At 32.7% G+C, this 24,766-nt stretch carries 28 protein-coding genes and 1 pseudogene; 9 read left to right on the top strand and 20 right to left on the bottom strand.

Annotation, left to right across the window (positions count from 1 at the left end; genetic code table 11):
* From ACP5QL_RS04915 to hypE, 4 genes and pseudogenes are all read left to right on the top strand, one after another.
* Positions 1–286, top strand: a pseudogene (locus tag ACP5QL_RS04915) (ABC transporter substrate-binding protein); the annotation flags it as partial.
* Between the two features lie 162 nt (positions 287–448).
* Positions 449–664 (top strand): HypC/HybG/HupF family hydrogenase formation chaperone, encoded by a 216-nt coding sequence (locus ACP5QL_RS04910; protein ID WP_012582512.1) that lies wholly within the window; start codon positions 449–451, stop codon positions 662–664.
* Positions 665–1,723: a hydrogenase formation protein HypD gene (gene hypD / locus ACP5QL_RS04905; RefSeq protein WP_272995890.1), complete on the top strand. Its 1,059-nt coding sequence runs from the start codon at positions 665–667 to the stop codon at positions 1,721–1,723.
* 3 nt (positions 1,724–1,726) lie between these two features.
* Complete coding sequence (gene hypE / locus ACP5QL_RS04900; RefSeq protein WP_272995888.1) at positions 1,727–2,728, top strand: hydrogenase expression/formation protein HypE; 1,002 nt, start codon at positions 1,727–1,729, stop codon at positions 2,726–2,728.
* Positions 2,729–2,734: 6 nt separating this feature from the next.
* Here hypE and ACP5QL_RS04895 read toward each other — a convergent pair whose 3' ends face one another.
* Positions 2,735–3,574, bottom strand: coding sequence for an MFS transporter (locus ACP5QL_RS04895; protein WP_428125773.1), 840 nt, complete (start codon positions 3,572–3,574; stop codon positions 2,735–2,737).
* Positions 3,575–4,019: 445 nt separating this feature from the next.
* On the opposite strand from ACP5QL_RS04895, the gene ACP5QL_RS04890 reads away from it, so the two are divergent.
* On the top strand, positions 4,020–5,156 hold the full coding sequence (locus ACP5QL_RS04890) for a DUF362 domain-containing protein (protein WP_272995884.1): 1,137 nt from the start codon (positions 4,020–4,022) through the stop codon (positions 5,154–5,156).
* A 2-nt stretch (positions 5,157–5,158) separates the two neighbouring features.
* Here the strand turns inward: ACP5QL_RS04890 and ACP5QL_RS04885 are convergent, their stop codons facing one another.
* The 9 genes from ACP5QL_RS04885 to ACP5QL_RS04845 form a co-directional block, all read right to left on the bottom strand.
* Entirely contained in the window at positions 5,159–6,229 is a 1,071-nt protein-coding gene (locus ACP5QL_RS04885; protein WP_272995882.1) for an ABC transporter permease, read from the bottom strand.
* On the bottom strand, positions 6,226–7,152 hold the full coding sequence (locus tag ACP5QL_RS04880) for an ABC transporter permease (protein ID WP_428125765.1): 927 nt from the start codon (positions 7,150–7,152) through the stop codon (positions 6,226–6,228). The genes ACP5QL_RS04885 and ACP5QL_RS04880 overlap by 4 nt, the downstream gene beginning before the upstream one ends.
* Positions 7,133–7,840: an ABC transporter ATP-binding protein gene (locus ACP5QL_RS04875; protein WP_428125763.1), complete on the bottom strand. Its 708-nt coding sequence runs from the start codon at positions 7,838–7,840 to the stop codon at positions 7,133–7,135. The genes ACP5QL_RS04880 and ACP5QL_RS04875 overlap by 20 nt, the downstream gene beginning before the upstream one ends.
* Before the next feature lie 51 nt (positions 7,841–7,891).
* Positions 7,892–8,623 (bottom strand): pseudouridine synthase, encoded by a 732-nt coding sequence (locus ACP5QL_RS04870; RefSeq protein ID WP_012582520.1) that lies wholly within the window; start codon positions 8,621–8,623, stop codon positions 7,892–7,894.
* Between the two features lie 46 nt (positions 8,624–8,669).
* Entirely contained in the window at positions 8,670–10,271 is a 1,602-nt protein-coding gene (locus ACP5QL_RS04865; protein ID WP_428125760.1) for a glycoside hydrolase family 44 protein, read from the bottom strand.
* A gap of 478 nt (positions 10,272–10,749) precedes the next feature.
* Positions 10,750–11,148, bottom strand: coding sequence for a hypothetical protein (locus ACP5QL_RS04860; protein ID WP_012582522.1), 399 nt, complete (start codon positions 11,146–11,148; stop codon positions 10,750–10,752).
* A 170-nt stretch (positions 11,149–11,318) separates the two neighbouring features.
* Positions 11,319–11,738: an NAD(P)-binding domain-containing protein gene (locus ACP5QL_RS04855; RefSeq protein WP_424662128.1), complete on the bottom strand. Its 420-nt coding sequence runs from the start codon at positions 11,736–11,738 to the stop codon at positions 11,319–11,321.
* Between the two features lie 113 nt (positions 11,739–11,851).
* Positions 11,852–12,061, bottom strand: a complete 210-nt coding sequence (locus ACP5QL_RS04850; RefSeq protein ID WP_428125754.1) for a HEPN domain-containing protein — start codon at positions 12,059–12,061, stop codon at positions 11,852–11,854.
* Positions 12,058–12,402 carry a nucleotidyltransferase domain-containing protein gene (locus ACP5QL_RS04845; RefSeq protein WP_012582526.1) on the bottom strand — a complete coding sequence of 115 codons (345 nt, stop codon included), beginning with the start codon at positions 12,400–12,402 and terminating at the stop codon, positions 12,058–12,060. Before ACP5QL_RS04845 ends, ACP5QL_RS04850 begins: the two co-directional genes overlap by 4 nt.
* 249 nt (positions 12,403–12,651) lie before the next feature.
* Between ACP5QL_RS04845 and ACP5QL_RS04840 the strand changes: the two genes are divergently transcribed.
* Both ACP5QL_RS04840 and hepT read left to right on the top strand, forming a co-directional pair.
* Positions 12,652–13,044, top strand: a complete 393-nt coding sequence (locus ACP5QL_RS04840; protein WP_164930934.1) for a class I SAM-dependent methyltransferase — start codon at positions 12,652–12,654, stop codon at positions 13,042–13,044.
* A gap of 113 nt (positions 13,045–13,157) precedes the next feature.
* Entirely contained in the window at positions 13,158–13,490 is a 333-nt protein-coding gene (gene hepT / locus ACP5QL_RS04835; RefSeq protein WP_424662123.1) for a type VII toxin-antitoxin system HepT family RNase toxin, read from the top strand.
* A 76-nt stretch (positions 13,491–13,566) separates the two neighbouring features.
* On the opposite strand, the gene ACP5QL_RS04830 is transcribed toward hepT, so the two are convergent.
* From ACP5QL_RS04830 to ACP5QL_RS04815, 4 genes are all read right to left on the bottom strand, one after another.
* Positions 13,567–13,764 carry a hypothetical protein gene (locus ACP5QL_RS04830; protein ID WP_164930935.1) on the bottom strand — a complete coding sequence of 66 codons (198 nt, stop codon included), beginning with the start codon at positions 13,762–13,764 and terminating at the stop codon, positions 13,567–13,569.
* A 25-nt stretch (positions 13,765–13,789) separates the two neighbouring features.
* The gene (locus ACP5QL_RS04825) at positions 13,790–13,975 is read right to left on the bottom strand and encodes a hypothetical protein (protein WP_012582527.1); all 186 of its coding nucleotides are present in this window, start codon (positions 13,973–13,975) and stop codon (positions 13,790–13,792) included.
* A 178-nt stretch (positions 13,976–14,153) separates the two neighbouring features.
* On the bottom strand, positions 14,154–14,357 hold the full coding sequence (locus ACP5QL_RS04820; RefSeq protein WP_012582528.1) for a hypothetical protein: 204 nt from the start codon (positions 14,355–14,357) through the stop codon (positions 14,154–14,156).
* Between the two features lie 29 nt (positions 14,358–14,386).
* Positions 14,387–14,728 (bottom strand): hypothetical protein, encoded by a 342-nt coding sequence (locus tag ACP5QL_RS04815; RefSeq protein ID WP_012582529.1) that lies wholly within the window; start codon positions 14,726–14,728, stop codon positions 14,387–14,389.
* A 285-nt stretch (positions 14,729–15,013) separates the two neighbouring features.
* Here ACP5QL_RS04815 and ACP5QL_RS04810 point away from each other — a divergent pair, with 285 nt between their 5' ends.
* Both ACP5QL_RS04810 and ACP5QL_RS04805 read left to right on the top strand, forming a co-directional pair.
* Complete coding sequence (locus tag ACP5QL_RS04810) at positions 15,014–16,471, top strand: hypothetical protein (RefSeq protein ID WP_272995694.1); 1,458 nt, start codon at positions 15,014–15,016, stop codon at positions 16,469–16,471.
* Between the two features lie 54 nt (positions 16,472–16,525).
* Positions 16,526–19,792 carry a hypothetical protein gene (locus ACP5QL_RS04805; RefSeq protein WP_273333261.1) on the top strand — a complete coding sequence of 1,089 codons (3,267 nt, stop codon included), beginning with the start codon at positions 16,526–16,528 and terminating at the stop codon, positions 19,790–19,792.
* A 298-nt stretch (positions 19,793–20,090) separates the two neighbouring features.
* On the opposite strand, the gene ACP5QL_RS04800 is transcribed toward ACP5QL_RS04805, so the two are convergent.
* The 6 genes from ACP5QL_RS04800 to jag all read right to left on the bottom strand — a co-directional run bounded on the left by ACP5QL_RS04800 (position 20,091) and on the right by jag (position 24,761).
* Complete coding sequence (locus tag ACP5QL_RS04800) at positions 20,091–20,297, bottom strand: hypothetical protein (RefSeq protein WP_428125737.1); 207 nt, start codon at positions 20,295–20,297, stop codon at positions 20,091–20,093.
* Positions 20,270–20,539, bottom strand: coding sequence for a hypothetical protein (locus ACP5QL_RS04795; RefSeq protein WP_428125735.1), 270 nt, complete (start codon positions 20,537–20,539; stop codon positions 20,270–20,272). The genes ACP5QL_RS04800 and ACP5QL_RS04795 overlap by 28 nt, the downstream gene beginning before the upstream one ends.
* 68 nt (positions 20,540–20,607) lie before the next feature.
* Positions 20,608–21,573 (bottom strand): hypothetical protein, encoded by a 966-nt coding sequence (locus ACP5QL_RS04790; protein ID WP_428125733.1) that lies wholly within the window; start codon positions 21,571–21,573, stop codon positions 20,608–20,610.
* A 316-nt stretch (positions 21,574–21,889) separates the two neighbouring features.
* Positions 21,890–22,771, bottom strand: coding sequence for an undecaprenyl-diphosphate phosphatase (locus tag ACP5QL_RS04785; RefSeq protein ID WP_012582534.1), 882 nt, complete (start codon positions 22,769–22,771; stop codon positions 21,890–21,892).
* A 9-nt stretch (positions 22,772–22,780) separates the two neighbouring features.
* Entirely contained in the window at positions 22,781–24,148 is a 1,368-nt protein-coding gene (gene mnmE, locus ACP5QL_RS04780; RefSeq protein WP_273333637.1) for a tRNA uridine-5-carboxymethylaminomethyl(34) synthesis GTPase MnmE, read from the bottom strand.
* Complete coding sequence (gene jag, locus ACP5QL_RS04775; RefSeq protein WP_428125730.1) at positions 24,138–24,761, bottom strand: RNA-binding cell elongation regulator Jag/EloR; 624 nt, start codon at positions 24,759–24,761, stop codon at positions 24,138–24,140. Before jag ends, mnmE begins: the two co-directional genes overlap by 11 nt.
* Positions 24,762–24,766 lie beyond the last annotated feature (5 nt).

Below are 24,766 nucleotides of genomic sequence, written 5' to 3'. Positions count from 1 at the left end.
ATATTGGAGTGATGGTGTTGAATTTACTGCCGATGATTTAGTCTATACTATTCAAACAGTAAAAGATACTGAGGGGCTTGACTATCATGGAGCAATGCAAGATGTAAAAAGGGTTTATGCTCCAGACAAATATACAGTGGTAGTAGAACTTAACAGACCCAACAGTAGATTCCATACTTTCTTCCTTGAAAGATGGGGAGCCCTAAGACCTATGCCAAAACATATTTTTAGCAAAGTCAAAGATGTACTTACTTACGATTTTAACCCTCCAGCAAGTTTAGGACCTTAGTGGTTTCTTAGATCACTTGGTAAAAAGATTACTTTCTTAATAAGATAATTTTAAGGGGGTTTAAGCATGAGGAGAATAAAGAAAGCTAATGCAGACAAATTTTTATGATAAAATAATCTAAATGAAAGCTTAAATTAAAAACTAGCTGGGAGGTAAAATATGTGTCTTGGAGTTCCATTAAGGATTGTAGAAGTAAAAGAGGGAAACATAGCAATAGCTGATATGGGAGGATCTACTTTGGAAATAAGCACTATTTTCACTCCAGAAGTTAAAGTAGGAGATTATGTATTGGTTCATGCAGGATTTTCCATAAGCATTCTTTCTAATGAAGAGGCAGAAGAGATAATATCAGCTTTAGGAGAGCTTGAAAGATAAATGGAAATAAAAGAACTCCTACAAAAGATAAAATCCATTTCTAAAAAAGAAATAAATATAATGGAATTTTGTGGCACCCATACCCATGAGATATTCCGTTATGGTATAAGGCAAATTCTTCCTGAAAATGTTCATCTCCTTTCAGGTCCAGGATGCCCCGTGTGTGTCACTGCAGAAGAAGATATTGACTATATTATTGCTCTTTCTGAAGAATACAATTTGGGTATTATTACCTTTGGAGATTTGGTTAATGTACCAGGAAGCTTGGGAAGTTTAAATCACTTAAGGGCAAAGGGAAAAGAAATAAAGGTAATATACTCTCCCTTAGAAGCATTAAATATTGCCAAAGAAAATCCCAATAAAAAATATCTTCTTGTGGGAATAGGCTTTGAAACTACTGCTCCTAATTTAGCCTATACCCTTATAAAAGCAAAAGAAGAAAATATTAAAAATTTATATTTTCTATCCCTTCATAAACTTACTCCTCCCGCCATGAAAGCCATATTGGATATGGGAGAGATAAAGCTTGATGGAATTATTGGTCCTGGACATGTATCCACCATAATAGGAAGGACAGGATGGAAAGAGGTATTTGAAGCATATAGAATACCCTTTGTAATCATGGGATTTAAACCAGAGGAAATCATACGTGGAATATATCATCTTATAAAGATTATCGAAGAAGGAGAGCCAAAGCTCTTAAATACCTATGAAAAAAGTGTTAAAGAAGAAGGAAATAAATATGCCCTTGAAACCATGTACAAGATATTTAAAAAGGGACCTGCCAATTGGCGTGGTCTTGGAGTCATAGAAAATAGCGGTCTCTTATTGAAAGAAGAATTTGAAGAATTTGATGTGAGAAAAATTTACCCATTAAAAATAGAAAAAAAGCCAGAAAAGAATAATTTTTGCAGATGTGGGGAGGTTTTGAGAGGTGTTTTAAAGCCCACTGATTGTCCTCTCTTTGGAAAGGCATGTACACCAGAAAACCCTAAAGGTCCTTGCATGGTATCCTCAGAAGGAACTTGCTCTGCCTATTACCTTTATGGAGGAGAATAAACCATGGAAGATATGATTCTTCTTTCCCATGGAAGTGGCGGAGAGAGTACAAGAAAACTAATAGAAGAAGAAATATTAAAATATTTCGGAAATGAACTATTAAATGAGCTTTACGATTCTTCAATCTTTGAAACTTCGGGAAGACTTGCCCTCACTACAGACTCCTTTGTTATATCTCCCATATTTTTTAATGGCGGAGATATTGGAAAACTATCCATATACGGAACCATAAATGACTTATCAGTTATGGGAGCAAAACCTCTATATTTAAGTGTAGGATTCATTATTGAAGAAGGACTTACTCTGAGGGAATTCCGTGAGATACTTAAATCCATGAAATTAGCCAGTGAGGAGTGCGGGGTAAAGATCATTACAGGTGACACAAAAGTAGTAGAAAAAGGAAAAGGTGATAAGATTTTTATAAACACTTCAGGTCTTGGGATAATTGAGGAAGGAATGGATTGGAGAGGGAGAGAGATAAAAGAGCAAGATGTGGTAATAATAAATGGAGGAATAGGAGAACATGGGCTTTGTATTATGCTTCAGAGACTTGGTATAAAAACTGATGCAGAGGTAAAATCCGATCTTGCACCATTAAACTCCCTTACTTTGCCCCTTTTAAAAATTTCATCGGGAATTAAATTTATGAGGGATCCCACAAGGGGAGGAGTTGCTGGAGTATTAAATGAGATTGCACAAAAATACAATGTGGAGATTGAGGTAAACGAAGAAAGTCTACCCATAAAATCTTGGGTAAAATCAGCAAGCGAAATCCTTGGTATTGATCCCTTGTATTCAGCTAATGAAGGAAGGGTGGTCATAATTGCTGATAAAAAAGAAGAAGAAAAAATTATGAACTTTTTAAAAGCTCACCCCTTAGGAAAAGATGCAAAAGTAATTGGGGAGGTGAAGGGTAAAGGAAGAAGAGTATATTTAAGAACCAGAATTGGAACAAGAAGAATTCTTGATCCCTTAAAAAGAGACCTTCTACCAAGAATTTGCTAAGAAAGTTTATTTACTCTTTCTAAATATCTTAAGCCCCCATATAGCAGAAATTAATCCAATAACAGCAAGGAAAATATACATCCCTTTGAGCCCTACCATATTAGCCACATTCCCCGAAATAAAAGAAGATAAAGTTTGAGATAAGGCTACAGAAAGATTTAAGATTCCCTGTCCTGTAGCCCTTTCCTTAGGAGAAACTAAATCGTTCACATAAATAGGTGCCACATTTATAGAGATTACAAAAGTAAAAATATGAGTAAAGAATTGAATTAAAATTACCTCAAAGGCTCTTCCTGTAAGAAAATAAAGAAAAGACCTTATAGGCATAGCAAGTCCTGCCAAAAGAAGAAGAGGCTTTCTTCCTACTTTATCTGCCATATGTCCCCAAAAATAGGACATAGGAATTTCAGGTGCAGCACAAACCACAAGTGCCCAACTAATATCACTATTTGTCCCACCTAAATATTTGATCAACAAATTAACATTTCCAGATGTCCCCACAAGAGCAAAACTATAAAAGAACATGAATAATAAAAATTCTCTTACTTCCTTTACCGAAATAAGTCTCTTTACGTCATTAAAAGTTAAAATTTTTGTTTCCACTTTAAATTCGAGCTCTTTAATCGCTAAAAGAATTAGAAAACACAATAAAAATACTAAGGAAATTATAGGAAACATAAAAGTAGATTCCGTTAATTTGGGATAAAAACCCGTAGTTAGCATCATTACTAAAAAACCAATAGGTGCCCAAACTCTTGTGGAAGCAAAGGATTTACTTATGGATGAAAGGGATGCATAATCAAGAATAAGAACATTACTTAGAGTAGTAAGAGTGTTCATAAAAATTCCAAGAATATTATGAAAATTAATTTACCATTTAGAGTCTATTCTAAGTCAATATACAAGTTTTAAAATGGTAGTTTTAAATAATTCCTCCGTAGGTTATAATAAACCCATGGGAAGAATGGTAAGAGAACTTTCTGAAGAAGAAAAAAGACAATACATAGAGAGTTTGAGTAAAAGAGAAAGATAAAAAGCCTTAAAGCTTGCTAAGGAAGTGGTCAAAATCCTACATGAAAAATACAAAGTGGAAAGGGTATATTTGGCAAGATATTAATCTTGCAGTATTAGGCATACTCCCTAACCTATATTTTAAAGCCATAGCAGAAATTGAGTAAAGAAATAAACAATAAAAGAGCTTGTGGAAAAGCTCTCTGAGATATGGTAAGAAACAAAGAAGAATCTCTTAGAGTTTTCTAAATTTCTTAAAATCAGTTTAGAGGGAGGACTTATGTCTTCAAAAGTAATTGTATATAATGCAGAATATGAAAAGGAATCCTTAAAAGACAAGATAAAAAGGGCATTAGAATATTTTGATCTTCCTAATTTTAAAGGAAAAAGAGTTTTTATTAAGCCCAATCTTCTCATGGCCTCTTCTCCTGATAAGGCAATTACTACTCACCCTACAGTAATTGAGGCCATTATTGAGATATTAAAAGAGAAAGAAGCAAGAGAAATATTTATAGGAGATACCCCTGGAAATACCTCTACAAATTTGGATCACCTTTATAGGGTAACAGGTATGAAAGAAGTGGCAGAAAGACAAAAAGTAAATCTTGTAAATCTATATACCTATGGAGTGGTTAATATTAAAAGCGAGGTTGCAGGAAATATTCCATTAACTAAATTTATAAAAGAGGTAGATTATATAATTAATGTGCCAAAACTCAAGACCCACACCTTCATGCTTATGACCTGTACCATTAAGAATACTTTTGGACTTGTACCAGGAATGAATAAATCTCGTATGCATGCCATTGCCATAAATCCAGAAAATTTTGCCAAAATTTTGGTGGAGATATTTAGCGAAGTAAATCCCGTGATAAATATTGTAGATGCTATCGTAGGAATGGAAGGAGAAGGACCCTCTGCAGGAACCCCAAGAAAATTTGGAAAGATTATTACGGGAAAAGATCCTGTTGCAGTAGACGTGGTTTCAAGCCTTCTTCTTGGATATAAACCAGAAGAGATTTACACAAATCTCATTGCATATAAAAAAGGTCTTGGAGAGATAAATATTGAAAAAATTGAAGTTATAGGAGAAGAAAAAGATAAGATCTATAACCACGATGTAGTAAAAGTAAAAAACTTCTATTCCCTTTCCAAAAATGTTCCAGCCTTTATGGGAAGTATCACCTCTTTTCTATATAATAAATTGATTAGACAATATCCCGTTATTGAAGATGAAAAATGTATAAAATGCAGAATATGTGAGAACAGTTGTCCTAATAAAGCTATAACTTACGATTCAAATAAGATGATTATAGATTATAAAAAATGTATATCTTGTTTTTGCTGCCATGAATTATGCCCTCAAAAAGCTATAAGATTAGAGAAAAGTCTCCTTGCCAGAAGACTATTTAGATAAAATTACCTTTCTTCTAAGTTAAAAATATTTCTTCCAGAAATAAATACTAGTATGAGAAATGTAGAAATCATTACAAAAGAGAAAGTTAAAACAAAACTTGATCTACCTTCCTCTATCCCTAAGGAAATTCTCAAAGCTCTTCCCACATAGTATAGAGGTAGAAATTTAGCAAAAACCTTTAAATAACTTGGAAGAAAATCTAAAGGGAAATACACTCCAGAGAAAAACAACATGATATTTACTAAAAGATTTCCTGCATTATTTGCGGTTTGAGGCTCCCTAAATAAAGCAGTTAAAACTATCCCTAAAGCCATCATACCTAAAATTGAAGAAGAAACAGAAAGAAGAAAAAAACCCCAATTTATAGAAAAGTTTATATGAAAAATAAGCTGGACTATTAAAAGAACTAACAGACAGGAAAAAATTCCTACAACAAAATTTCCCAAAACCATTCCTGATATAAAAATTATAGGATTTATGGGAGTTACCGCAAACCTTTTAATAACCTTTCTTTTTCTATAATATCCAAAAAGGGCAATCATGGTAAATATGGCTGATGAAATAGAAAAACTTAAAACTCCAGGAATGATATAACCCAAGCTAGAAACTTGAGCCTTTCCTGGATCAATAAATTCCTCTTCCATTTTTATAAATCCTTTATCCATGCCAACCTCATGCAAGGAATAAGCCTTGGAAAAACTTTCTCCAAAGGTTCTTAAAAAAGGATTTTGCTGAAAAGTTGAGAAATTGATAATAAAATTAAACTTTTCTCCATCAAAAGTTACCCCACCATCAATATTTCCCTTTAAAATATGATTCCTTAAATCAGCTTCATTTTCAAACTCAAAAATTTTAACATTCTCCATCTTTCCAAGAACTTTAACAATTTCAACATCACTTCTTATTACTCCAATCTTAACCCCATAACCATTAGAACCCATCTCCCTTTCACCAAAGACAAACCCAAATATGAGAACAAACACAATAGGAAGAATAAGGGAAAAAAGAAAGGTGAAAGTGTCTCTATAAAAACTTTTAATCCTATACAGGGTTACACTTATAAATGGCTTCATGTTAATTCCACTCTCTTGTATTTTCTTATAGAGATGAACAAAAATAAAGCAGTATATATCAATGGAACTACAATAGTTAAATATATAGGATAAGGTGATGGCATAATACCAAGAGTATCCCTTATACCTGCAGCAAGATAAGTAATAGGATTAATAACCACAATCCATTTTATAAACCAAGGAACATCACTTACAGGGAAGTATATCCCTCCAAGAAATTGCAAGGGGAAATTGAGAATCTGTCCTATCACTCCTGCAGAATTGGTATTTTTAGAAAAAGCAGATATAAAGAATCCCATTGATGAAAGGGATAACATAGCAAGAAAAACATATAAAAAGAAATAAAAAGATAAGAAGTTCACACTACTTTTATATAAAACTTTTCCTACAAAAGTAACAATTAAGGCTTGAAGGATAAAAAGATAAAGTCGAGAAAGAAAATAAGAGAAAAAGAAATTTAAAGAAGAAATAGGGGTAATACGAAATCTTTTTAATATCTTCCCTTCTCTATACCAGGTAAGCTCCTGTCCAATCCCAAAAAGTCCTGTAAAAAATATGGCAAGAATAACAATACCAGGATATATGAAGTCCACATAAGAAAACCCTGTTTTACTTCCTACAATCTCAGTTTTTACTTCGTATTCTTTTATTTTTGACATCCTCTTAGCAAACTCTAAGTTCAATCTATCCACAATATTTCTCACAACCATACTTGCAGCCTGAGATGAAACATTATGTTTTAAAATATACACTTTAAGAGGGGCAGAATTCTCTCCTAAGCCTAACATCTTCATACTAATATTAGAAATCACAAGACTATCAAAGCCTTCTGGTATCTCTACAATAAGTTTAGTTCTTCCCCTTTTAAGATCCTCTATAAGTTTATCTTTAAGAGAATCATCTTTAAAAACCTTCAAATTCAATCACACTTTCCCCACCAATACTCTTTATCAAATCCTCGGGAGTCCCCTCCCTTATAATCTTTCCGTGATCTATAATACAAACCCAATCGGAGAGAAATTCTGCCTCTTCCATATAATGAGTAGTCAAAACTATAGTCTTTCCTTGTTTTTTAAGTTGTAAAAGCAGATCCCAAATACTTCTCCTCGCCTGTGGATCGAGCCCAGTGGTAGGTTCATCAAGAAAAAGAAGAAGAGGATCATTAATAAGAGCAAGACCTATAGCAAGCCTTTGCCTCTGCCCTCCAGAAAGCTTATCCACATAACTTTTTGCTTTATCTTTTAAGCTCACAAAATCAAGGACATCATCTACCCTTAATCCCTTTTTGTAGAAACTTCTAAACATAGAAAATGTTTCTTTTACTGTGAGGTTGCCTATAAGATTTGTTTCTTGTAAAGATACACCTATAAGTTCTTTCTCTTCTCTTCCTATTTTTTCTACTTGCCTTCCAAATATAGTTATTTTTCCACTATCGGGAGTTCTTAATCCCTCAATAATCTCAAGGGTCGTAGTTTTACCAGCTCCATTGGGTCCTAATAATGTAAAAATAGATCCTTGCTTTATTTTAAAACTAACCCCATCTACCGCTTTAACATTTCCATAGTACTTTTTTAGATTCTCTACTTCTACGATAAACTTAAAATTATTCATAAAATCATTATAAAGTATGTATCAATCATGGTCAACAAAAATCTATAAGTCCTACCCCATCTTCACATAGCTTTTGAGAAGAGAAATTTCCTCCTTTGTAAGTTCCCTATATTCTCCTACCTCTAAGTCTTCGTCAAGAATCAATGGTCCAATCCTTACCCTTTTTAAGTATTTAACCTCATGACCCACTGCATACATTATCTTTTTTACTATGTGATATTTACCCTCGGTTATAGTAATAAGAAGTTCTGATTCTTCAAAGGAAGTTTTTAAGACTTTTACTTTAAAAGGCTTAGTCTTGTATTTTTCTTTTTTTAAGTACATTCCTTCTTTTTCGTACTTTGAAAAGTCTATGTCCGAGATATCTCCTTCCACAATCACAAAATATTCCTTTTCCACATTCCATTTAGGATGAGAAAGCCTATGAGCCAAAACACCATCAGAGGTAATTATAAGAAGCCCCTCGGTATCAACATCCAATCTTCCCACAGGAAAGAGTTTACTCACTATAGGCTCCGAAGCAAAAAGATCCATCACCGTAGGATAATTTTCATCGTAAGTTGCTGTAATATAACCTTTAGGTTTGTTGAGCATAAAGTAATAATTTTCTTTGTATTCAATCTCCTGCCCTTCTATCTCTACAACATCCTTCTCAGGGTTTATATGAAAAGAAGGATCCTCAACAGGGAAATTATTAACATAAACTATCCCTGCCTTAATAAGTTTTTGTACCTCTTTTCTACTACCAAATCCTTGATTCACAAGAAATTTATCAAGTCTCATTTTTAATCAGCCCCTAAGGAGGGGAGAAAAATCCCCCTCCTTATTTTTAAAATACTATATGATAAACTGTTTGGGGTGGTACTTTTAACTCAAAATAGTTATTTTGAATATTGTTTAATTCTCCCATCTTTCTTATCTCAGGAGATTGGTAATCAAATCCATAGATTATACAAGAGGTATAAGTATTATTCCCTTCAATCTTTATTCTGGCAATACCCTCCTTGTCCCAATTCCTGTTAATTAATATTACATGTAATTTTCCTTGATTATCACTATGAATAGAAGCATATACAGGCATATTCTCCACATCAGAAGTCTCTGCTTTAACAGATATATCTCCATATTTAGATCCTTTTCCATCATAATTTAAATAAACATTATAAGCAGAAGAAATATAACTTCCTGTCTCACCCCACCTGGTAGCAAGATAAACTCCATACTTCCCAAATATGCCAAGCACATCTACTTGAGCAATTCCACCCGATATATGATTTCTACCACCATAATCATATTCTGTTATGGCAAGCTTTGTGCCAGGATAATAAGTATCAATAGCCTGCTTTAATTTAGGAATTATAGGTAAAAACTCAGGAAACCATTGATTTATCCAGCTGTTCTCTCCAGCAGTGATCTGACCCTTTGTAGTTGTTTTATAAGTTAGATCCCAAAGAGTTCTTGGAGCTTGCATTCTTGCAATACTCGTATCCTTATCAATACTATTTTCCCCATCAAAGCAAATTCTTACACCTGTAGAAGATTTTGCCTCAGGATACCAATGAAGAGAAAGCACATCAAGAAGCCTCTTACCATAAGAGTCTGATGCTTCTTTCATCCTTTGTAGGTAATAGCTTATAAACCACTCATGACTTCCTTTTACACTATTCCAATCAGGAGCATCTTGAAGAGAATAGTATCCCATAAATCCATAGGATTCATATCCAAAGACTAAAGCACTAGGATCCATCTCTTTTATAACCTTTGCAAGTTCAATAGATTTTGATATAAGTTCATTACAAGTTACTTTATTGGGATGTATTCTTGGATGAGTACTTGACCAAAGATCCGGCTCATTATCAAGAAGATATCCTTTTATTCCTGTAGAAGTATCAGCTTTCCCATATTTGCTAATTAGATAATTCAAAAGTTCATCAATATAAACATAATTATCAGAGGTATCAGGATTTGAAGAAAAACCTACTCCCTTTCTAAATTTTACTTCAGCCCATCTTGAAGATGGAGCAGTTTCATCTTCTGAAACAGGCCCATTAGCATCTTTTGCCACATAGCCTGCCATTTGGAGGGTTACCAAACTAATAGCACCCATACTGAGAGACTGATCATGAAATTTTGTAAGCACAATTGCAGGAACATTATACTGATCTTGAGGTATTCCCATAACCCAAGGTAAATAGTAATCACTGGAATGATCCCAGTCAGATCCTGCATTAGACATATTGGTTTCCCAATTGTATCCTGTAAGTCTATTTCCTCCAATTCTTCTTGCAGTATGTTTTACCCCTTCCACATCTTGGTTTGCCCCATAAATATAGGGACTTATGGGAGTTCTATCCTGATCAGGATTCACAGTAATATTTACTGTAAATTCACCTGTTGGCGTAATAACACCTCCCTGAGATGATTCTTTCACACACCCCGATGTAAAAAAAACTAGGAATAGAATTAAAAGAAAAAGTTTGAAGCCTTTCAAAAAAAGTCCCTCCCTTCTAAAATTCTTCATATATTTTATACCTATTGGCAGGAGTTTTAAAAGAGTTAAAAAGGATTTAAAAATTTTTTCTAGGAAAAGAGAGGAGCCAAAAGAGTTTTGATTTGAAAATAAAGTGCCACAGGCTCAACAGATCCTACTTGGAAACTCCCCTGTACCCTCTCACCTTTCAGCCTCAGGATTTTTCAGATTTCGTAGGAGTACCAGGTTTCTCCAACACCCCTACTACTCTCTAAACCCTAAGTACTCAGTAAGGAGTCTTGCTCCTCCACTTTTCCCCAGCTACCCAAGACTTTACTCAGTGCCAAGGTACATCAGGAGTACCTTTTGGACCCCTTGACGCCTGTGGCAATTATAATTTTAACATAATTTTAAAAATTGTCAAGGGGTATCTTTTATATTAATTTAAAATTATATAAATTTCAGTTGCCACCAACTCTTTTTTATTATTCTCAAGAATGAATCCATTTATAAAAACCTTACTCTTTATTTTAAGAAAACCAAAACCCACACTTTTATGTTTTTTCAATTCCAAACCTTCGTTCGTTTTCACAAAGCTGGCAAAATAAAATTTTGTGCCCGAAGTTATTTTTATACTTACCACATCATTCCTCACAAATCCCTTTATATTTTTGCTATGGCTTTCAACCTTTACCTTAAGAAGCCCAGAAGGACCAATAAACATTATAGATCCTTTAATATTAAAATTTTCTCTTGGTTTTGCCTCAATCAGCTCAGTGTTAATAAGAGAAAATACTAATAACAAAAGAAGAAGAAAAATAAATTTCTTAAATCTCATTCAAAATACCTCCTTTTAAACTTAATTTATCCTAAAAAGCTCATCTGCTCTTTCTTTTATTAGTTTTCTCTTTTCAAGAGTTTTTCAAAAACTTCATCAAAAATTTTAGGAAGGTAACTCTCTAATACTTTAACTCCTTCTTCAGTTATTCCACCCTTTGTAGCAACCTTTTATATTATATCTTCAAAAGTCAAGTTCATATTATAGATTAACTTTGCAGTACTATATATAGTATAAATTAGTATATCTTTTACCTCGTGCATGAGTTCATTAAAAATAGAAGCCAAAAAACCTGGTGCACAACTTTTTATTTCCACCGCAAAAGGAAAATCTTCTTCCCTATTCTCTATGGTTATTGCTCCTGCAAGAGATATAACATGTTTATTATGATCAAGAAATTCCTTTATTTCATCTAAAACTCCTTTCACCTCTGGCTGTTTCACACAGATAAAAATATATTTCGCCTTCTTTGCAAGATCTTTATTATTCTCTGCAATATTAATTTCAGGATAAATTTCTTTTAATTCTAAAAGTTTACTTTTTGACCTTGTAGAAACAATTATTTCCTCAAATTTATCCTTACTTAACAAAATCCCTTAGAAAACTTATGACATTCCCAAACAAAGTAACAAGATATTGTTCTATCTCTTCAGCCAATTTTTAGCCTCCTCTTTATAAGACAGAAAATCTTCCTTTCTATACTCTATAAGCCTTGAAATTCCCCCTCATGACTTTTAGGTTCAAATCCTTTTGTAAAAAGAAGAGCTCTTACCATATGTAGAGTATAGTAATATAAGCGCGATATAGCATCCTTTATTAGTCCGTTCTCAAATAAAATGTTCGCAGATTTGTGAGCTTCTTTTGCTCTTTCTATCTCCTCTTTTACATTTAACCTTATATTCTCATCTTTCATATTTCAATTCCTTCTCTTTCTATATCAAGTGCTATTCTCCGCTCTCTTCTTTTTAAGAGCTCAAATTCTTCCCTTGAGATTACTAATGTCGATAAAGGAATGCCATATTCTGTCTCTAAATTAGTGACTATGGAAAGAATATTTCTCTTAAGATTTCTATCCAAATAATTCACAATTATTGCTACATCTATATCAGAATCATTATCATAATCGCCACGTGCTTTTGATCCAAAAAGAATCACAGCTTCAAGATTAGAACCTAAAAGCTCTAAAAGTTTAGTCTTAAGCTCTTTAAGTATTATTCTTTCACTTTCTTCTAAATGATCAATAGCTTTACTCATGTTACAAAAATCCATTTTTTAATTTTACCACACTCTTCCTTCATATACACAGGGGAAGGGAGTTGAGAATAGATTAGTTCCAAAATGTTATATACAGGATCTTAAAGATACGAAGTCATAACCAACATCCTTTTAGAAGCTGTTTTACTTTAAGCCAGACAATATTATTTAACCATAGAAGGGGAATGATAAGAAAATCATAGAAGTAGTGCTAGATAAAAATAACATTTTTGTAATATAATAAATCCTATGAAATCAAATTCAGATATGCTTTCCCTTCCATACGAGAATGAGTTTTTTGACTGTGTCTTATCCTATCATTCAATTTACCATACCAATAAAAAGGGGTTAGAAAAGGCTATCTCAGAGGTACATAGAGTACTTAAAAAAGATGGAGAATTTTATGTGACCTTTAACTCCAAATTTAGTAGAAGCTATAACAACCCTAAAAACACTGTCCTTAAAGACGGTACAATAATTAAGCAGGAAGGAATAGAGGCTGGAATTCCTCATTGTTATTTGGACGAAGAAGAGATTTATATCCTAATAAAGGATTTTGAAATTTTAAGCATGAAATATATAGAAGATATAATTCCAACAAGAAGTAATAAGTATTTTGTCTTAGCTAAAAAGGAAATTTAACTTTTTCTGTAAAATTTCTCTCTCCACAATGTGTTTTAATGAAAAAATAGAGATTATAAAATCTTTTACAACAATCAGTATTATTATCCCCACCCACAATAGAGAAAAACTCCTTGCTTGCGTGGTCTTTACCTCTCATTGAGTCCTATAAAATTTTAAAAGAGATATATGAAATATATGATAAAACTTTCAAAGAAAAATTAGAACTCTTTGTTCCCGGTCTAAGACCTCCAAAAGATTATTCAGATACTTTTAGAGTTCTTTTTGAAAATGGTTTTTTGGAAAAAGCGTTCTTTGAAAGTTTGGCGAATATGGTCAAATTTAGGGACAGATTAGTACACATATATTGGGAGATTGATAATGAGTTTTTATACTCAATTTTAAAAAACAATGTTAAAGATTTAAAAGGTTTGATCAATAGAATAATTGAAATTTTAGAGCTCTAAGGTCCTACGTAAAAGGTACAAATGTAGTTTTATAACCCTTTGTTTCATATCCCTCATAATTTGCAAATCTTTTTAACTAGAGTAAATTTAAACCTTTTTCAAGGGATAATTCATCTTTTAAGAAATTCAATACTTCAAACTCTTCTACTTTTTCACCAAAATAATTTAAAAGAGTAGCAATAGCACAGGCTCTGCAGGTGTGTTCCGTAGTCTGAATTATTACTTTCTCCCTTTTTATTTCTTGATAACTTTTGGCTTTGTTAATTTGTTTCAATATAATTTATAGTTTATTTTTTCTTTCATAAGAAAAGTTGTCCCTCAACTTTTTCAAGTTCTTCGTCAGATAGCTCTTCTCCTTGAGGAAGATTTACTTTTACCTGAATTTGAGCTGTTGGAACAGCAGGGGTTTGTGCAAAAACAGGTAGAAAGATAGGTACCAGTATGACGAATATAAGAAGAGCTATGAAAAGCCAAATACTAAACATCTCCTTGATAAAAACTCTCTCTCAATATAAGTGGAAAACCGTTGGAAGACCTTCATTTCTTAAAAGTAATACTTACGTCTCTACCAAGCGCTAAGATAAATTTGAAAGAGAACATAGCAAATTAAAAAATTTTAGAGGGGAGACTTTCTCCCCTCTTTATGACTCTTTTAACCTTATGTTAGTATCCAACTCCTATTAATTTTAGGAGTTTATCCGTCCATGTCCCTAACTTAATAATTATGAAAGAAAAAATATCTACGAAAATTCTAAGTATAGTCGCAGAACATATGAATAGAACTAATATTTGAATTAAGAGTCTTATAGGTCTCTTAAGAGTCATTGGACCAAAGATATCTTTTGTAATCTTTAACAATTTTTCCATTAAAATACCCCCTTTTCTTATAAATTTTCTTATAAAGCTACTGAATCTGAGACACTCAAAGAAAATGATCCTACAGTGATACCTACTCCGGATATTCCTATGTAAACTCTAAAATTTGCTTGTCCCCTTGCCCAAGCAATATTTGTCCCTACAGTTCCATAGGAACAAGAGGTAGTAACTTCAGCAAACATACCAGAGGAAGCAACAACATTAGCATTAACAGAGACTACTTTTCTTGTATCATAATTATAGTAAAAACTACCAAGAAGTACAACGGCCCCACCAAAAACTAGTGGACCAGCATTACTTGTATACTCTGCATAATCATATAAAGTTCCATATCCTATGCGAGAGGAAGAGTTATATATCAATATCTTCCTTTTAGGATCTTTTTTATGAATAACTTACCCTTCATTTCTATAACAGATAATTTTTGGAACATTATGTAAACACCCCTTTCTACTTAATGTTTTGTTTTTTATTTTACCTTCCCGCATATGACTTTCAAATTTACCCTATCTGGAAATATTGATGAAATCTTGATTTTGAAAGGGTAAATTTTTAGGTTTTTTTAAAATTTTTTAAAGTGAAACATTTTACAAAAAATAACTTGAAAAGTGGTATAATTAATCAAAAAGTTTTCTCAATTTTGAAAGATGCCAAGTAAAATTCCACATATAAATAGAATCATATCTACCTACGGTTCCTATGCAAAGCCATTCTTAAACTGGGCTTTAGAAATGGCAAAAATTCCTCCACCTTGGAAGCATTATTTCATTGCTTTGAAGTTCTATTGGAAAAGAGAGTACTTTTTATCTTTAGCTGAATTAGAAAAAGCACTTGATAAGTGTAATAGTAATAAAACGCTATATTATCTAATCCTTACCGAAAAACTTTCAATATTATCAAATATTAACAGTAGAGAAGGAAATGCAATTTATGAAAAATTAAAACGAGAATTTCCTTATATCCCTTCTTATGTAAGAAATATTGCGTCCCCATCCCTCCTTCATTATTATGCTACTAACTTCCCATCTAATCTTCGAAAATTCCGTATTTGGAGCAACAAGTATCCTTTGGATCCTTCCTCCAAAACTTTTATCCTTTTAGGTAAAGCAAGAGAAGAGATAAAAGGAAAAAATATTAGAAAAGCTATATCTTATTACTCTGAAGCTTTTAGAACTTCCCTCTCTATTCCTCATCCCACAGGAATCATCAATAGTTTAAATGATGCCTCTTGGTATCTTAAAGAAAAACATCCCAAATTTTCCCTTTTATTAGCTAAAAAGGCTGTTTATTATTCTGCTTGGTATAGAGAAGATCTATCATATGATTTTGCTGTCCTTGATACTCTCTTTGAGGTACAGAGAATTAATAATGACCCTTCCATTTGTGAAACCTCTATGATCATCCAACATTATTATAAATCTTTACCAAATTCTTCTGGAAAGTACACTAAAGAACACTACAAAAAACTTTTTGAATTCTCTAAAAAATTTTGCTTTAATTTAGAAGCTTCCTTCTATGAAAATGATGGAAAGAGGATAAATATCTTTGAAAATTTCCAGAAATCAATAGAAATACTAAATAGCATGTCAAAAAATAAAAGAGAAATTTTAATCCTTTCAACCTTTATGAGTATTTGCAATAGAAAGATGTTATTCCCCTTTATTTCCAAAAACCTTAAAAATATATTAGCTTACTCTGAAAGTATTAAAAAAATCATTAACCTTGCAAATAAAAATTTTGAAATCATAAGATTTCTATCATACATATCTACTGACCACCCATTCCTAAAAGCAAGAAAAGATTTGGCAACAAAATTTTTGGAGACCTTGCATCCTAATAAGAAAGAATTTTTCATAAGTTTTTACCTCTCTCTAAAAGAAAAAGAAAGAGAATTTATAGATACCTTCATAAGAAATTATGTAAGATATGATAGAGATTGGAATATTAAAATTCATACCCCAGAGGAAATAATTCCTTTCATTAAAAAATTTCAACTGAAAGAATTACCATCTTCTTTAGCTTATTTCTCCTTTGAAAAAAGAGAAAGAAGAGAGTTTGATAGTTTAATAAACCATATTTATTCCTTATTTATTGACCAACTTTAGCTTTCATATTAAAATAAGTTTTATAATGAAACAATTTTTATTATGGAGGGTTTTATGAATCCCAAAATTAAATATGAGGTGGATAAAAAGAAAGATTTGACTTTTAATATTTACAATTACAACTATGCCTTCCCCTTTTCCAGCTTCCTTCCCGGAATATCTGGAATTTTAGGAATCCCTATGTGGTGTTTTTATGTAAATAGGGGACAATGTATTACAAGTTTTGGATTCGAGAGTAAAGATGGTGCTATACTTGAGTTTCATCCTGCTAACAAAGCCTATAGGCTTACTCCTATATATGGTTTTAGAACCTTTATAAAAATTGACAATGTTTTTTATGAGCCTTTTAGAGAGTCCCCTGAAAATGAAACTTTTGAGAGAGAAAATTATATGAGTATAACTCCCTATGATCTTACCATATATGAGATAAACAAAACCCTAAATATCTCTTGCAAAGTGAACTACTTTACTCTCCCTAATGAGCCTGTAGGAGCCTTAATAAGAATTTTTACTATAAAGAATCATGGAGAAAACGAATTGAACCTTGAAATTATTGATGGTATACCTCAATTTCTACCCTATGGACTTACCAATGAAGTTATGAAGAATATGTCAAGAACCATTGAAGCCTGGTATAGGGTAGACAATTTAGAGAATAATGCACCCTTTTATAGGCTTTATACAACCTTTCAGGATATAACCGAAGTAAAGGTAATAAAAGAAGGACATTTTTATTTTGCTCTCTCAGAAGACGAAAAACTTCTTCCTGTAATAATAGATCCTGATCTCATCTTTTATCCTTCTAATGATTTCTCCTATCCTTATAAATTTGCAAAGGGAAAATTTACCCTTCCTAAGGCAGTATTTTATGGGAATAGAACTCCCTCTGCTTTCTCCTACACTATAATTACTCTTTCTCCAGATGAGGAAAGATCCATAATATCTTTTGCAGGAAAGGCAGATTCCTTGGAGAGATTAAATAAAATAGTAAAAGATTATGCTCATAAAGAATTTGTCAAGAAAAAAGCTAAAGAGAATGAGATACTCATAAAGAGCATTATGGATAATGCCTTTGTACATAGTGCTTCAAAAGAATTTAATTCTTACGTGAGACAAAGCTTTCTTGATAACCTTTTAAGGGGAGGCCTCCCTATTACTTTAAACTATAATTCTAAAAAAGATGTAATTTATCTCTTTGGAAGAAAACATGGAGATTTAGAAAGAGATTATAACTTCTTTACCCTCGAAGCTAATTATTTCTCTCAAGGAAATGCCAACTACAGAGATATAAATCAAAATAGAAGAAATGATATCTATTTTAATCCTGATGTAGAACACTTCAATATATGGTATTTCATAAACCTTATTCAACTTGATGGATATAATCCATTAGTAATAAAGGGAGTTAAATACCTTATAAAAGAAGATGTTTTAGGAGAATTAAAAAATTGGGTTTCCGAATATATAGAAAAGGAGTTAAAAGAAATACTTCAAAAACCTTTTATTCCTTTTGACGTAATAAAGGTTCTTGAAAAGTACAACTATGAGCTAAAAAAGGGAAATCTTATTGACTTTATCTCATTCCTACTTACAGGTAGTAGAAAAATAGAGTTTGCAGAACATGGAGAAGGATATTGGATAGATCATTGGTTTTACAACTTAGATCTCATAGAGAGCTATGAGTCTATATTTCCAGATAAAATGGAAGATCTCCTTTTAAATCAAGAGATTTTCACCTATTATGATAACTCTGAAATTGTGCTTCCAAGAGAAGAAAGGTATGTTCTTACAGAAAATGGAGTACGCCAATATAGATCTTTAAGAAATGATGAAGAAAAAGTAGCTCTTATAAGATCAAGGAAGATAGAGCCTAATAAAGTAAGAACCAAATATGGAAAAGGAGATATTTATTATACCTCTTTACTTTCCAAACTTATTGCCCTTGCTACTGTTAAATATTCAACTCTTGATCCAGAAAATATAGGAATAGAGATGGAGGCAGGAAGACCTGGCTGGAATGATGCATTAAACGGTCTTCCTGGACTTTTTGGATCATCAGTAAATGAAACTTTTGAACTCAAAAGACTTCTCTTGCTTATAAAATCATGGATTGAAAAATACAAACTTTATGAAAGAGAAGTGAGAATTCCAAAAGAATTATCAGAACTTTTAAATTCCCTTGTGGAAATAACAAAAGAAAATCTTAAAGGTAAGATATCAAACTTTGAGTTTTGGGATAAAAGTTCAAATCTAAGAGAAGAATATAGAGAAAAAACTAAATTGGGTATATCAGGGGAAGAAATATCCATAAGACTTTCTGAAATTTTAAACATCTTGGATCTATTTTTAGAAAAATTAAATAAAGAGCTTGAAAGAGCCTTTGATAAAGAAAAGGGACTTTATCATACATATTTTTATTATGATCTTGTGGATTATGACATTATAGAAAAAAATGGAAAAAAGGTAATAAAACCAAAGAAATTTGTAAGAAAAGATATGCCCCTCTTCCTTGAAGGACAAGTCCACTATCTCAAAACTGAAAGGGACAAAAATAAAAAGAGAGAGATCATGGAGAGAATAAAACAAAGCGATTTATATGACAAAAAATTGAAAATGTATAAAGTTAATGCTCCTTTGGACTCTGCCCCCCTTGAAATTGGGAGAATCAAAGCTTTTCTTCCTGGATGGCTTGAAAATGAAAGCATATTCTTACATCTTGAATACAAATATCTCCTTGAAATATTAAAAGCAGAAGAATTTGAAAAATTCTATGAAGAAATGAAAAATTGTCTTATACCCTTTATGAATCCAGAAACATATAGAAGAAGCATATTTGAAAATGTATCCTTTATTGTGAGTAGTAGAAACCCTGATCCAAATCTTCATGGAGCAGGATTCTCTGCAAGACTTTCTGGAAGTACTGCAGAATTTTACCATATGCTCCTTGTTATGGCTTTTGGTAAAAATCCATTTTACCTTGATGAAAACAATAATCTTTGCTTTAAACCAACTCCATCAATACCGGATTTCCTTTTCACCATAAAAGACGAATTTGTAAATTATTACGGCTGTGGTAAAGAAGAAAAAATATTCATACCTAAAAATTCTTTTGTTATAAACTTCCTTAAAAATACCCTTATCTACTTTATAAATCCTAAAAGGAAAAATACTTTCGGAGAAAATGGAGCTAAGATAAAAAAATACATATTATACAGCAGTAATGAAGAAAAGGAGGAAATAAATAGAGAAATACTAACATCTCCATACTCTTATAATTTGAGAAGTGGAGTTTATGAAAAATTAGAAATCGTCTTAGAATAAGATATAATCTATAACCTAATCAGCCTCCATAAGCCTCCTTCTTTCCTAAAAATAGGACTTACAATCCCATACTGGGAAAGACCATCAAGAGACCTTGGATAAGCTTTTATTGTAACATTTTCCCCTTCAGCTTTATATTCTTTTACTATAAAAACTGTGTTTTCGGAAATCAAATTTTTTAACTTTTCCCTTCAGATAGTAAGCAACACCTTTCTTTCAGGACTCATATAAGGAAAGATATCTAAGGAAAATAGGGAGTATTTTTCATTAAGTTTTTTGTAAATCCAGTAATATACATCTATACTCTCATCTTTATCGGAACATACCACATAATAGGGTAAAATATTTCTTCTTTTTTATCCCCCATAGTCCACACTTTAACATATATCCTTGCTCTCAAATCTCCTTCCCCATCACTTTTTATGAAAAATCCCGCTGGAATACTCCAAACTTTTGTGCCTAAGCTTACTGAATAACTCATATCCCTTGGATCAAATTCAAACACAAAATCCTTTCCGCTCCCGTTCTAATATCCATCTCCTCATCTTTATGTTGAGAGCCACGCAGTCCAGAATCACTTTCAAACATCCTTATTTGTATTCTCACCCTCCTATCATCCCAAAGAGGCTTTAAAACTCCCCATATAGTATAATGATACCCCATGGAAAAACCAAAAGCTATCTTTATAAGTTGAAGGGAAAGTAAAAGAATGAAAAATAAAGAATAAATAAATAGTTTATTTTTCATAACTTCTCCTCCCATACAAGGGAAAGCAGAGAAGCAATTAAATAAGCTTTATCTCTGCTTTCCCAGACTTACATTATGTTATCTGCACGTGTTCCATCATGTTTAATCAAACTTAAAGTGAAGCCATCTTGGCGATTATCTACTGCACCAGCCATAACTCCAGGTTTTGCCGATAAAACATATACAGGTCCTTTTGAAAAAGAGGGAGTAAACTGTATATTCTGCCCATTACTTCTCATCCTTACTTCACCTTTAAAACCATTTTTTGAGTTTGGAACAACTACCATCCATAACACCCATGCACCACTTACTGTCCTTCCACTATCATCTAAAATACATAAATCAAAACCATCAGGTGCATTATTTTGGGCACCACTTATCAATGCTTTACCATCTTTTTGAGCATTTGTTACTATAACTGGAGTTGAGGATAGCCTTGGAAAAGATATATGTTGTCCATGGCTTGCTATTAAAACTCCGCCTATTACCTCTTGGGTTGGAGAGGGAACAAAGGCTATCCATTGAACCCATGCATTGGGCACTGCTCTTCCCTGATCATCGGTTAAATAAAGAAGAAAATTATCTTTTGCAAGATTAACTGCACAACTTGAAATTGCTTTACCATTAATTTGTGCCGATGTTATGACTAGAGGATTATATGCTTGAGATTTGACAGCAACCCATTCATAAGCTTCAGTCATAGAAATAAAGCCATCACCATTTCTATCGGTTCTATTATCACTTGTTCCTCCTAAAAGAGCATTCCTCCATTCTCCAGCCCAGCCAAATCTGTTAGTTTGGTTAGCATTAACCGAAGTAATAACAATTACTCCTTTTCTGCTTATATCATCTACCACTGCACCACTATAACAAGGATTAAAACTTGCAATAATTACTTTCGCACCTTCTATTGGAAGCTTGTCCCTATGAGTTATTATCCCTTCTAAGGTAGCATAAGATAGCTGAGATTGACTAAAGGCAAGAGGAAGCAAAAGAATCATTAATATCAAGGAAAAACAAACTTTTTTAAGCATTATTTTCTCCTTTCTAATTTTAAAATGAGGCACTTTTACATTATACAAATATTGAACAGAAAGTTAGATGAAGAAATTATTCTCTTTTATGAACATTTGGTAGAACCGATAAAACTTATTGGAACTATTATAACCCTTGCTGCAAGGAGGTTCTGCAGGAAAAGAGGGGTCAAGTGCTCAAATTGGAGCAGGGCTTGTCTCATTTTTTCAGACCTTTTTAAGTTTGATTATAGGGATAGGAAAAAACTTGTAAGAAGTTCTACTTCCATCCTTATTCTGATAAAGCCACCTTATCAACCATAGATAGGGCAAGCTTTTAATTACGCTCTTTCTCACCTCTTACCATCCTAAAAATTAAGTAAACTATAGCTACTCCAAAAACTATAAGAGACAAAACTTGGAGATTAAAATACGCAAGCAAAATAGCTAAGGCAAGGATAAATCTATAATAGGAAAAAACTTTTAAAGAGGCTTTTTTAACATAATTTAAAAGTAGATGAATAGTTAAGATACCTACAATAAAAGCTACAATTGCTCCCCAAAGTATCAAAGAAAGAGATCCCAAATCTCCGCTTTTTATCACATGGAACAATTTAAAAAATACTGCACCACCTATTATAGGTAGGGAAAGATAAAAGGAAAATTTGGTAGCCTCATCCCTTTTTAACCCTGTAAACATGCCTCCTGATATGGTAGAGCCCGATCTTGATACCCCTGGAAAAAGGGAAAGAACTTGCCAAAAACCTATAATAAGACCCCTTTTTAAATTAAGATCTTTTATTTCAAGATTTTTCTTTGAGTATTTCTCAAGAAGTAAAAATATAATGCCAAAAGAAATTACTCCTATAAGGATTATCCAGATAGCAAAGGAATAAACTTGAGGCTGAGATATTTTTTCCACAAAAGGATCTAGAAAAACTCCTAGGATTCCTGCAGGCAAAGTAGCAAGTACAATAAGTCCCAATATTCTTCTTTTTTCTCCTCCTTTAAATATACTTACTAAGAATTCCCACCAATCTTTTAGAAAATAAATGAGAACTGCCCAAAAAGTCCCAAGGTGAAGTCCCACATCAAAGGAAAGCCCAAAATCAGGAATCTTTACCAGATAAGGGATCAAAATAAGATGAGCGGTACTGCTTATGGGAAGAAACTCCGTAATTCCTTGCACTATTCCTAAAATAATAACCCAAATATTCATTTCTACCTCCTATTTCCCTACACAGAAATTTGCAAAAATTTTATCTGCTATATCCAAGGAAACCTCTTCCCCAAGAATCTCCCCAAAGGCTTTCTCCATATCGTATAAAATATCTCCGAGAATATCTAAACTCTGAGGAAGATTTATAAGAACACTTATACCTTCTTCACAAAATTGATAAATCTCCTTTAATTTTTCCCTATGATATACATTTAAAAATATTCCATCTTCCAATTCTTGAGAGGAAATATGTCTCTCAATAGCTTTTTCAAGATCTTCTATCCCTATTCCCTCTTTTGCTGACACAAAGATCTTCTCTATATCCTCTGAAAAGACTGAAAGTTCTATCTTTTGAGGAAGATCTACTTTGTTTATAACAAGGATTATTTCTTTATTCTGATAACTTCTAATCTTCTCAAAAAGATTTATCTCTTCTTCGGAGATTTCACCACTTCCATCTACCACAAAAAGGATCAAGTTGGACTTTTCAAGAATTTTTTCGGTCTTTTCCATCCCCATTTTATCTAAGATATCCTTAGGTATGCCAAGTCCTGCAGTATCATAAATCTTAACAAGATGCCCTGAGGAAAGGTAAAGCTCGCCTTCTATATAATCCCTTGTAGTTCCAGGAATAGGAGTTACTATAGCTCTATCTTCCTTCATTAATGCATTAAAAAGACTTGACTTTCCAACATTTGGTCTTCCTACTAATATAACTCTATATCCTCCTTTAATCCAATCTCCTCTTTCTGCCTTTTCCAAAAGATAAGAAACCTCTCTTTTTATCTCTTCAAGCCTCCTTAACCAATCTTCTCTTTCTCTTTCTTCTACATCTTCAGGAAAATCTATAGAAGCTTCCAAATATATTCTCAAATGCTCTACTTTAGATTTCAATTCTCTCAGGCTTTTTGATACTTCACCTTTTAATTTTGATAATGCTCTTTTCAAGGCAGTTTTGCTTTCCGCTCTTATAATCTCGTTTATACTTTCTGCCTGCAGAAGATCAATTTTTCCATTCAAGAAAGCCCTTTTTGTAAACTCTCCTCTTTCTGCAATCCTTGCTCCTTCCTCCACAAGAATCTTCAAAATTTCTTCAAGAATAATAGGACTCCCATGGGTAAAAATCTCCACCATGTTTTCACCAGTATAGGAGTTAGGTGCTTTATAAATTGCTACAAGCACCTCATCTATAATCTCATCTTTGTAGATTATATTTCCATAATGAAGAGTATGGGATGAAACTTTTTCAAGATCTTTATTTCTCCTTGGGCTAAAAACTCTTTTAACAATGTTTATTACATTGGGTCCACTTAACCTTATAACACCTATAGCGCTAAAACCAAGAGGAGTTGCTATAGCAACAATATCATCCTTCATTTTTCCTAGGAGCTATAACTACCCTTCTTTCTGGTTCTTCCCCAATGCTATAAGTAATCACATCAGGATCATTTTGCAGAGTTATATGAATAATCCTTCTTTCCCTTGAACTCATAGGCTTTAAATGAAATTCCTTCTTCTCCTTTTTAACCTTTTCCGCAATCTTTTTAGCAAGATTAGAAAGGTATTTCTCTTTTCTTTCTCTGTAATGATCCACATCAAGGGTTATGGTTTCCGTAATTTGATTTTTAGCAGCAAAAAGTCTGAGTATAAATTCAAGAGATGATAGGGTTCTACCTCCAGGTCCAATTAATTCTCCTAAATTTTCTCCCTCTAAACTTATCTTAATATGTCCTTCTTCTTTTATCACTCTAATCCTTGCTCTTAAATTTAGTCTCCAAAGCAGTTCTTTTAGAAAATTTCTTAATGCATCTTCTGGGTTCTTCCTTATCCATGCTAAAACCCTAAAGGGTCTTGCACCTATCCCCAGAATGCCTTCTCTCCCATATTCCAAAACCTTATACTCAATCTTATCAAGAGGAACCTCCAAAACAGCTTTTGCCTTGAGAAGAGCCTCCTCTAAGGTCTTTCCCTCAGTTTCTATCTCCTTCATAATTA

Origin of the sequence: Dictyoglomus sp. (genome assembly GCF_049968615.1) — a bacterium.
Lineage (GTDB): Bacteria > Dictyoglomota > Dictyoglomia > Dictyoglomales > Dictyoglomaceae > Dictyoglomus > Dictyoglomus turgidum.
The sequence above is the reverse complement of the archived record's forward strand: the minus strand, read 5'-3'. Positions and strand labels throughout refer to the sequence as shown.

Bases quoted from the DNA above. Each gene is read 5' to 3' on its own strand.
- ACP5QL_RS04805 (WP_273333261.1), top strand. From the start codon at position 16,526: ATGAATCCCAAAATTAAATATGAGGTGGATAAAAAGAAAGATTTGACT.
- ACP5QL_RS04910 (WP_012582512.1), top strand. From the start codon at position 449: ATGTGTCTTGGAGTTCCATTAAGGATTGTAGAAGTAAAAGAGGGAAAC.
- hypD (WP_272995890.1), top strand. From the start codon at position 665: ATGGAAATAAAAGAACTCCTACAAAAGATAAAATCCATTTCTAAAAAA.
- ACP5QL_RS04790 (WP_428125733.1), bottom strand. From the start codon at position 21,573: ATGCTTAAAAAAGTTTGTTTTTCCTTGATATTAATGATTCTTTTGCTT.
- ACP5QL_RS04795 (WP_428125735.1), bottom strand. From the start codon at position 20,539: ATGAAAAATAAACTATTTATTTATTCTTTATTTTTCATTCTTTTACTT.
- mnmE (WP_273333637.1), bottom strand. From the start codon at position 24,148: ATGAAGGATGATATTGTTGCTATAGCAACTCCTCTTGGTTTTAGCGCT.
- ACP5QL_RS04810 (WP_272995694.1), top strand. From the start codon at position 15,014: ATGCCAAGTAAAATTCCACATATAAATAGAATCATATCTACCTACGGT.
- ACP5QL_RS04850 (WP_428125754.1), bottom strand. From the start codon at position 12,061: ATGAAAGATGAGAATATAAGGTTAAATGTAAAAGAGGAGATAGAAAGA.
- ACP5QL_RS04820 (WP_012582528.1), bottom strand. From the start codon at position 14,357: ATGGAAAAATTGTTAAAGATTACAAAAGATATCTTTGGTCCAATGACT.
- ACP5QL_RS04860 (WP_012582522.1), bottom strand. From the start codon at position 11,148: ATGAGATTTAAGAAATTTATTTTTCTTCTTCTTTTGTTATTAGTATTT.
- ACP5QL_RS04875 (WP_428125763.1), bottom strand. From the start codon at position 7,840: ATGAATAATTTTAAGTTTATCGTAGAAGTAGAGAATCTAAAAAAGTAC.
- ACP5QL_RS04825 (WP_012582527.1), bottom strand. From the start codon at position 13,975: ATGTTTAGTATTTGGCTTTTCATAGCTCTTCTTATATTCGTCATACTG.
- hypE (WP_272995888.1), top strand. From the start codon at position 1,727: ATGGAAGATATGATTCTTCTTTCCCATGGAAGTGGCGGAGAGAGTACA.
- ACP5QL_RS04785 (WP_012582534.1), bottom strand. From the start codon at position 22,771: ATGAATATTTGGGTTATTATTTTAGGAATAGTGCAAGGAATTACGGAG.
- ACP5QL_RS04885 (WP_272995882.1), bottom strand. From the start codon at position 6,229: ATGAAGCCATTTATAAGTGTAACCCTGTATAGGATTAAAAGTTTTTAT.
- ACP5QL_RS04890 (WP_272995884.1), top strand. From the start codon at position 4,020: ATGTCTTCAAAAGTAATTGTATATAATGCAGAATATGAAAAGGAATCC.
- ACP5QL_RS04845 (WP_012582526.1), bottom strand. From the start codon at position 12,402: ATGAGTAAAGCTATTGATCATTTAGAAGAAAGTGAAAGAATAATACTT.
- ACP5QL_RS04870 (WP_012582520.1), bottom strand. From the start codon at position 8,623: ATGAGACTTGATAAATTTCTTGTGAATCAAGGATTTGGTAGTAGAAAA.
- ACP5QL_RS04840 (WP_164930934.1), top strand. From the start codon at position 12,652: ATGAAATCAAATTCAGATATGCTTTCCCTTCCATACGAGAATGAGTTT.
- jag (WP_428125730.1), bottom strand. From the start codon at position 24,761: ATGAAGGAGATAGAAACTGAGGGAAAGACCTTAGAGGAGGCTCTTCTC.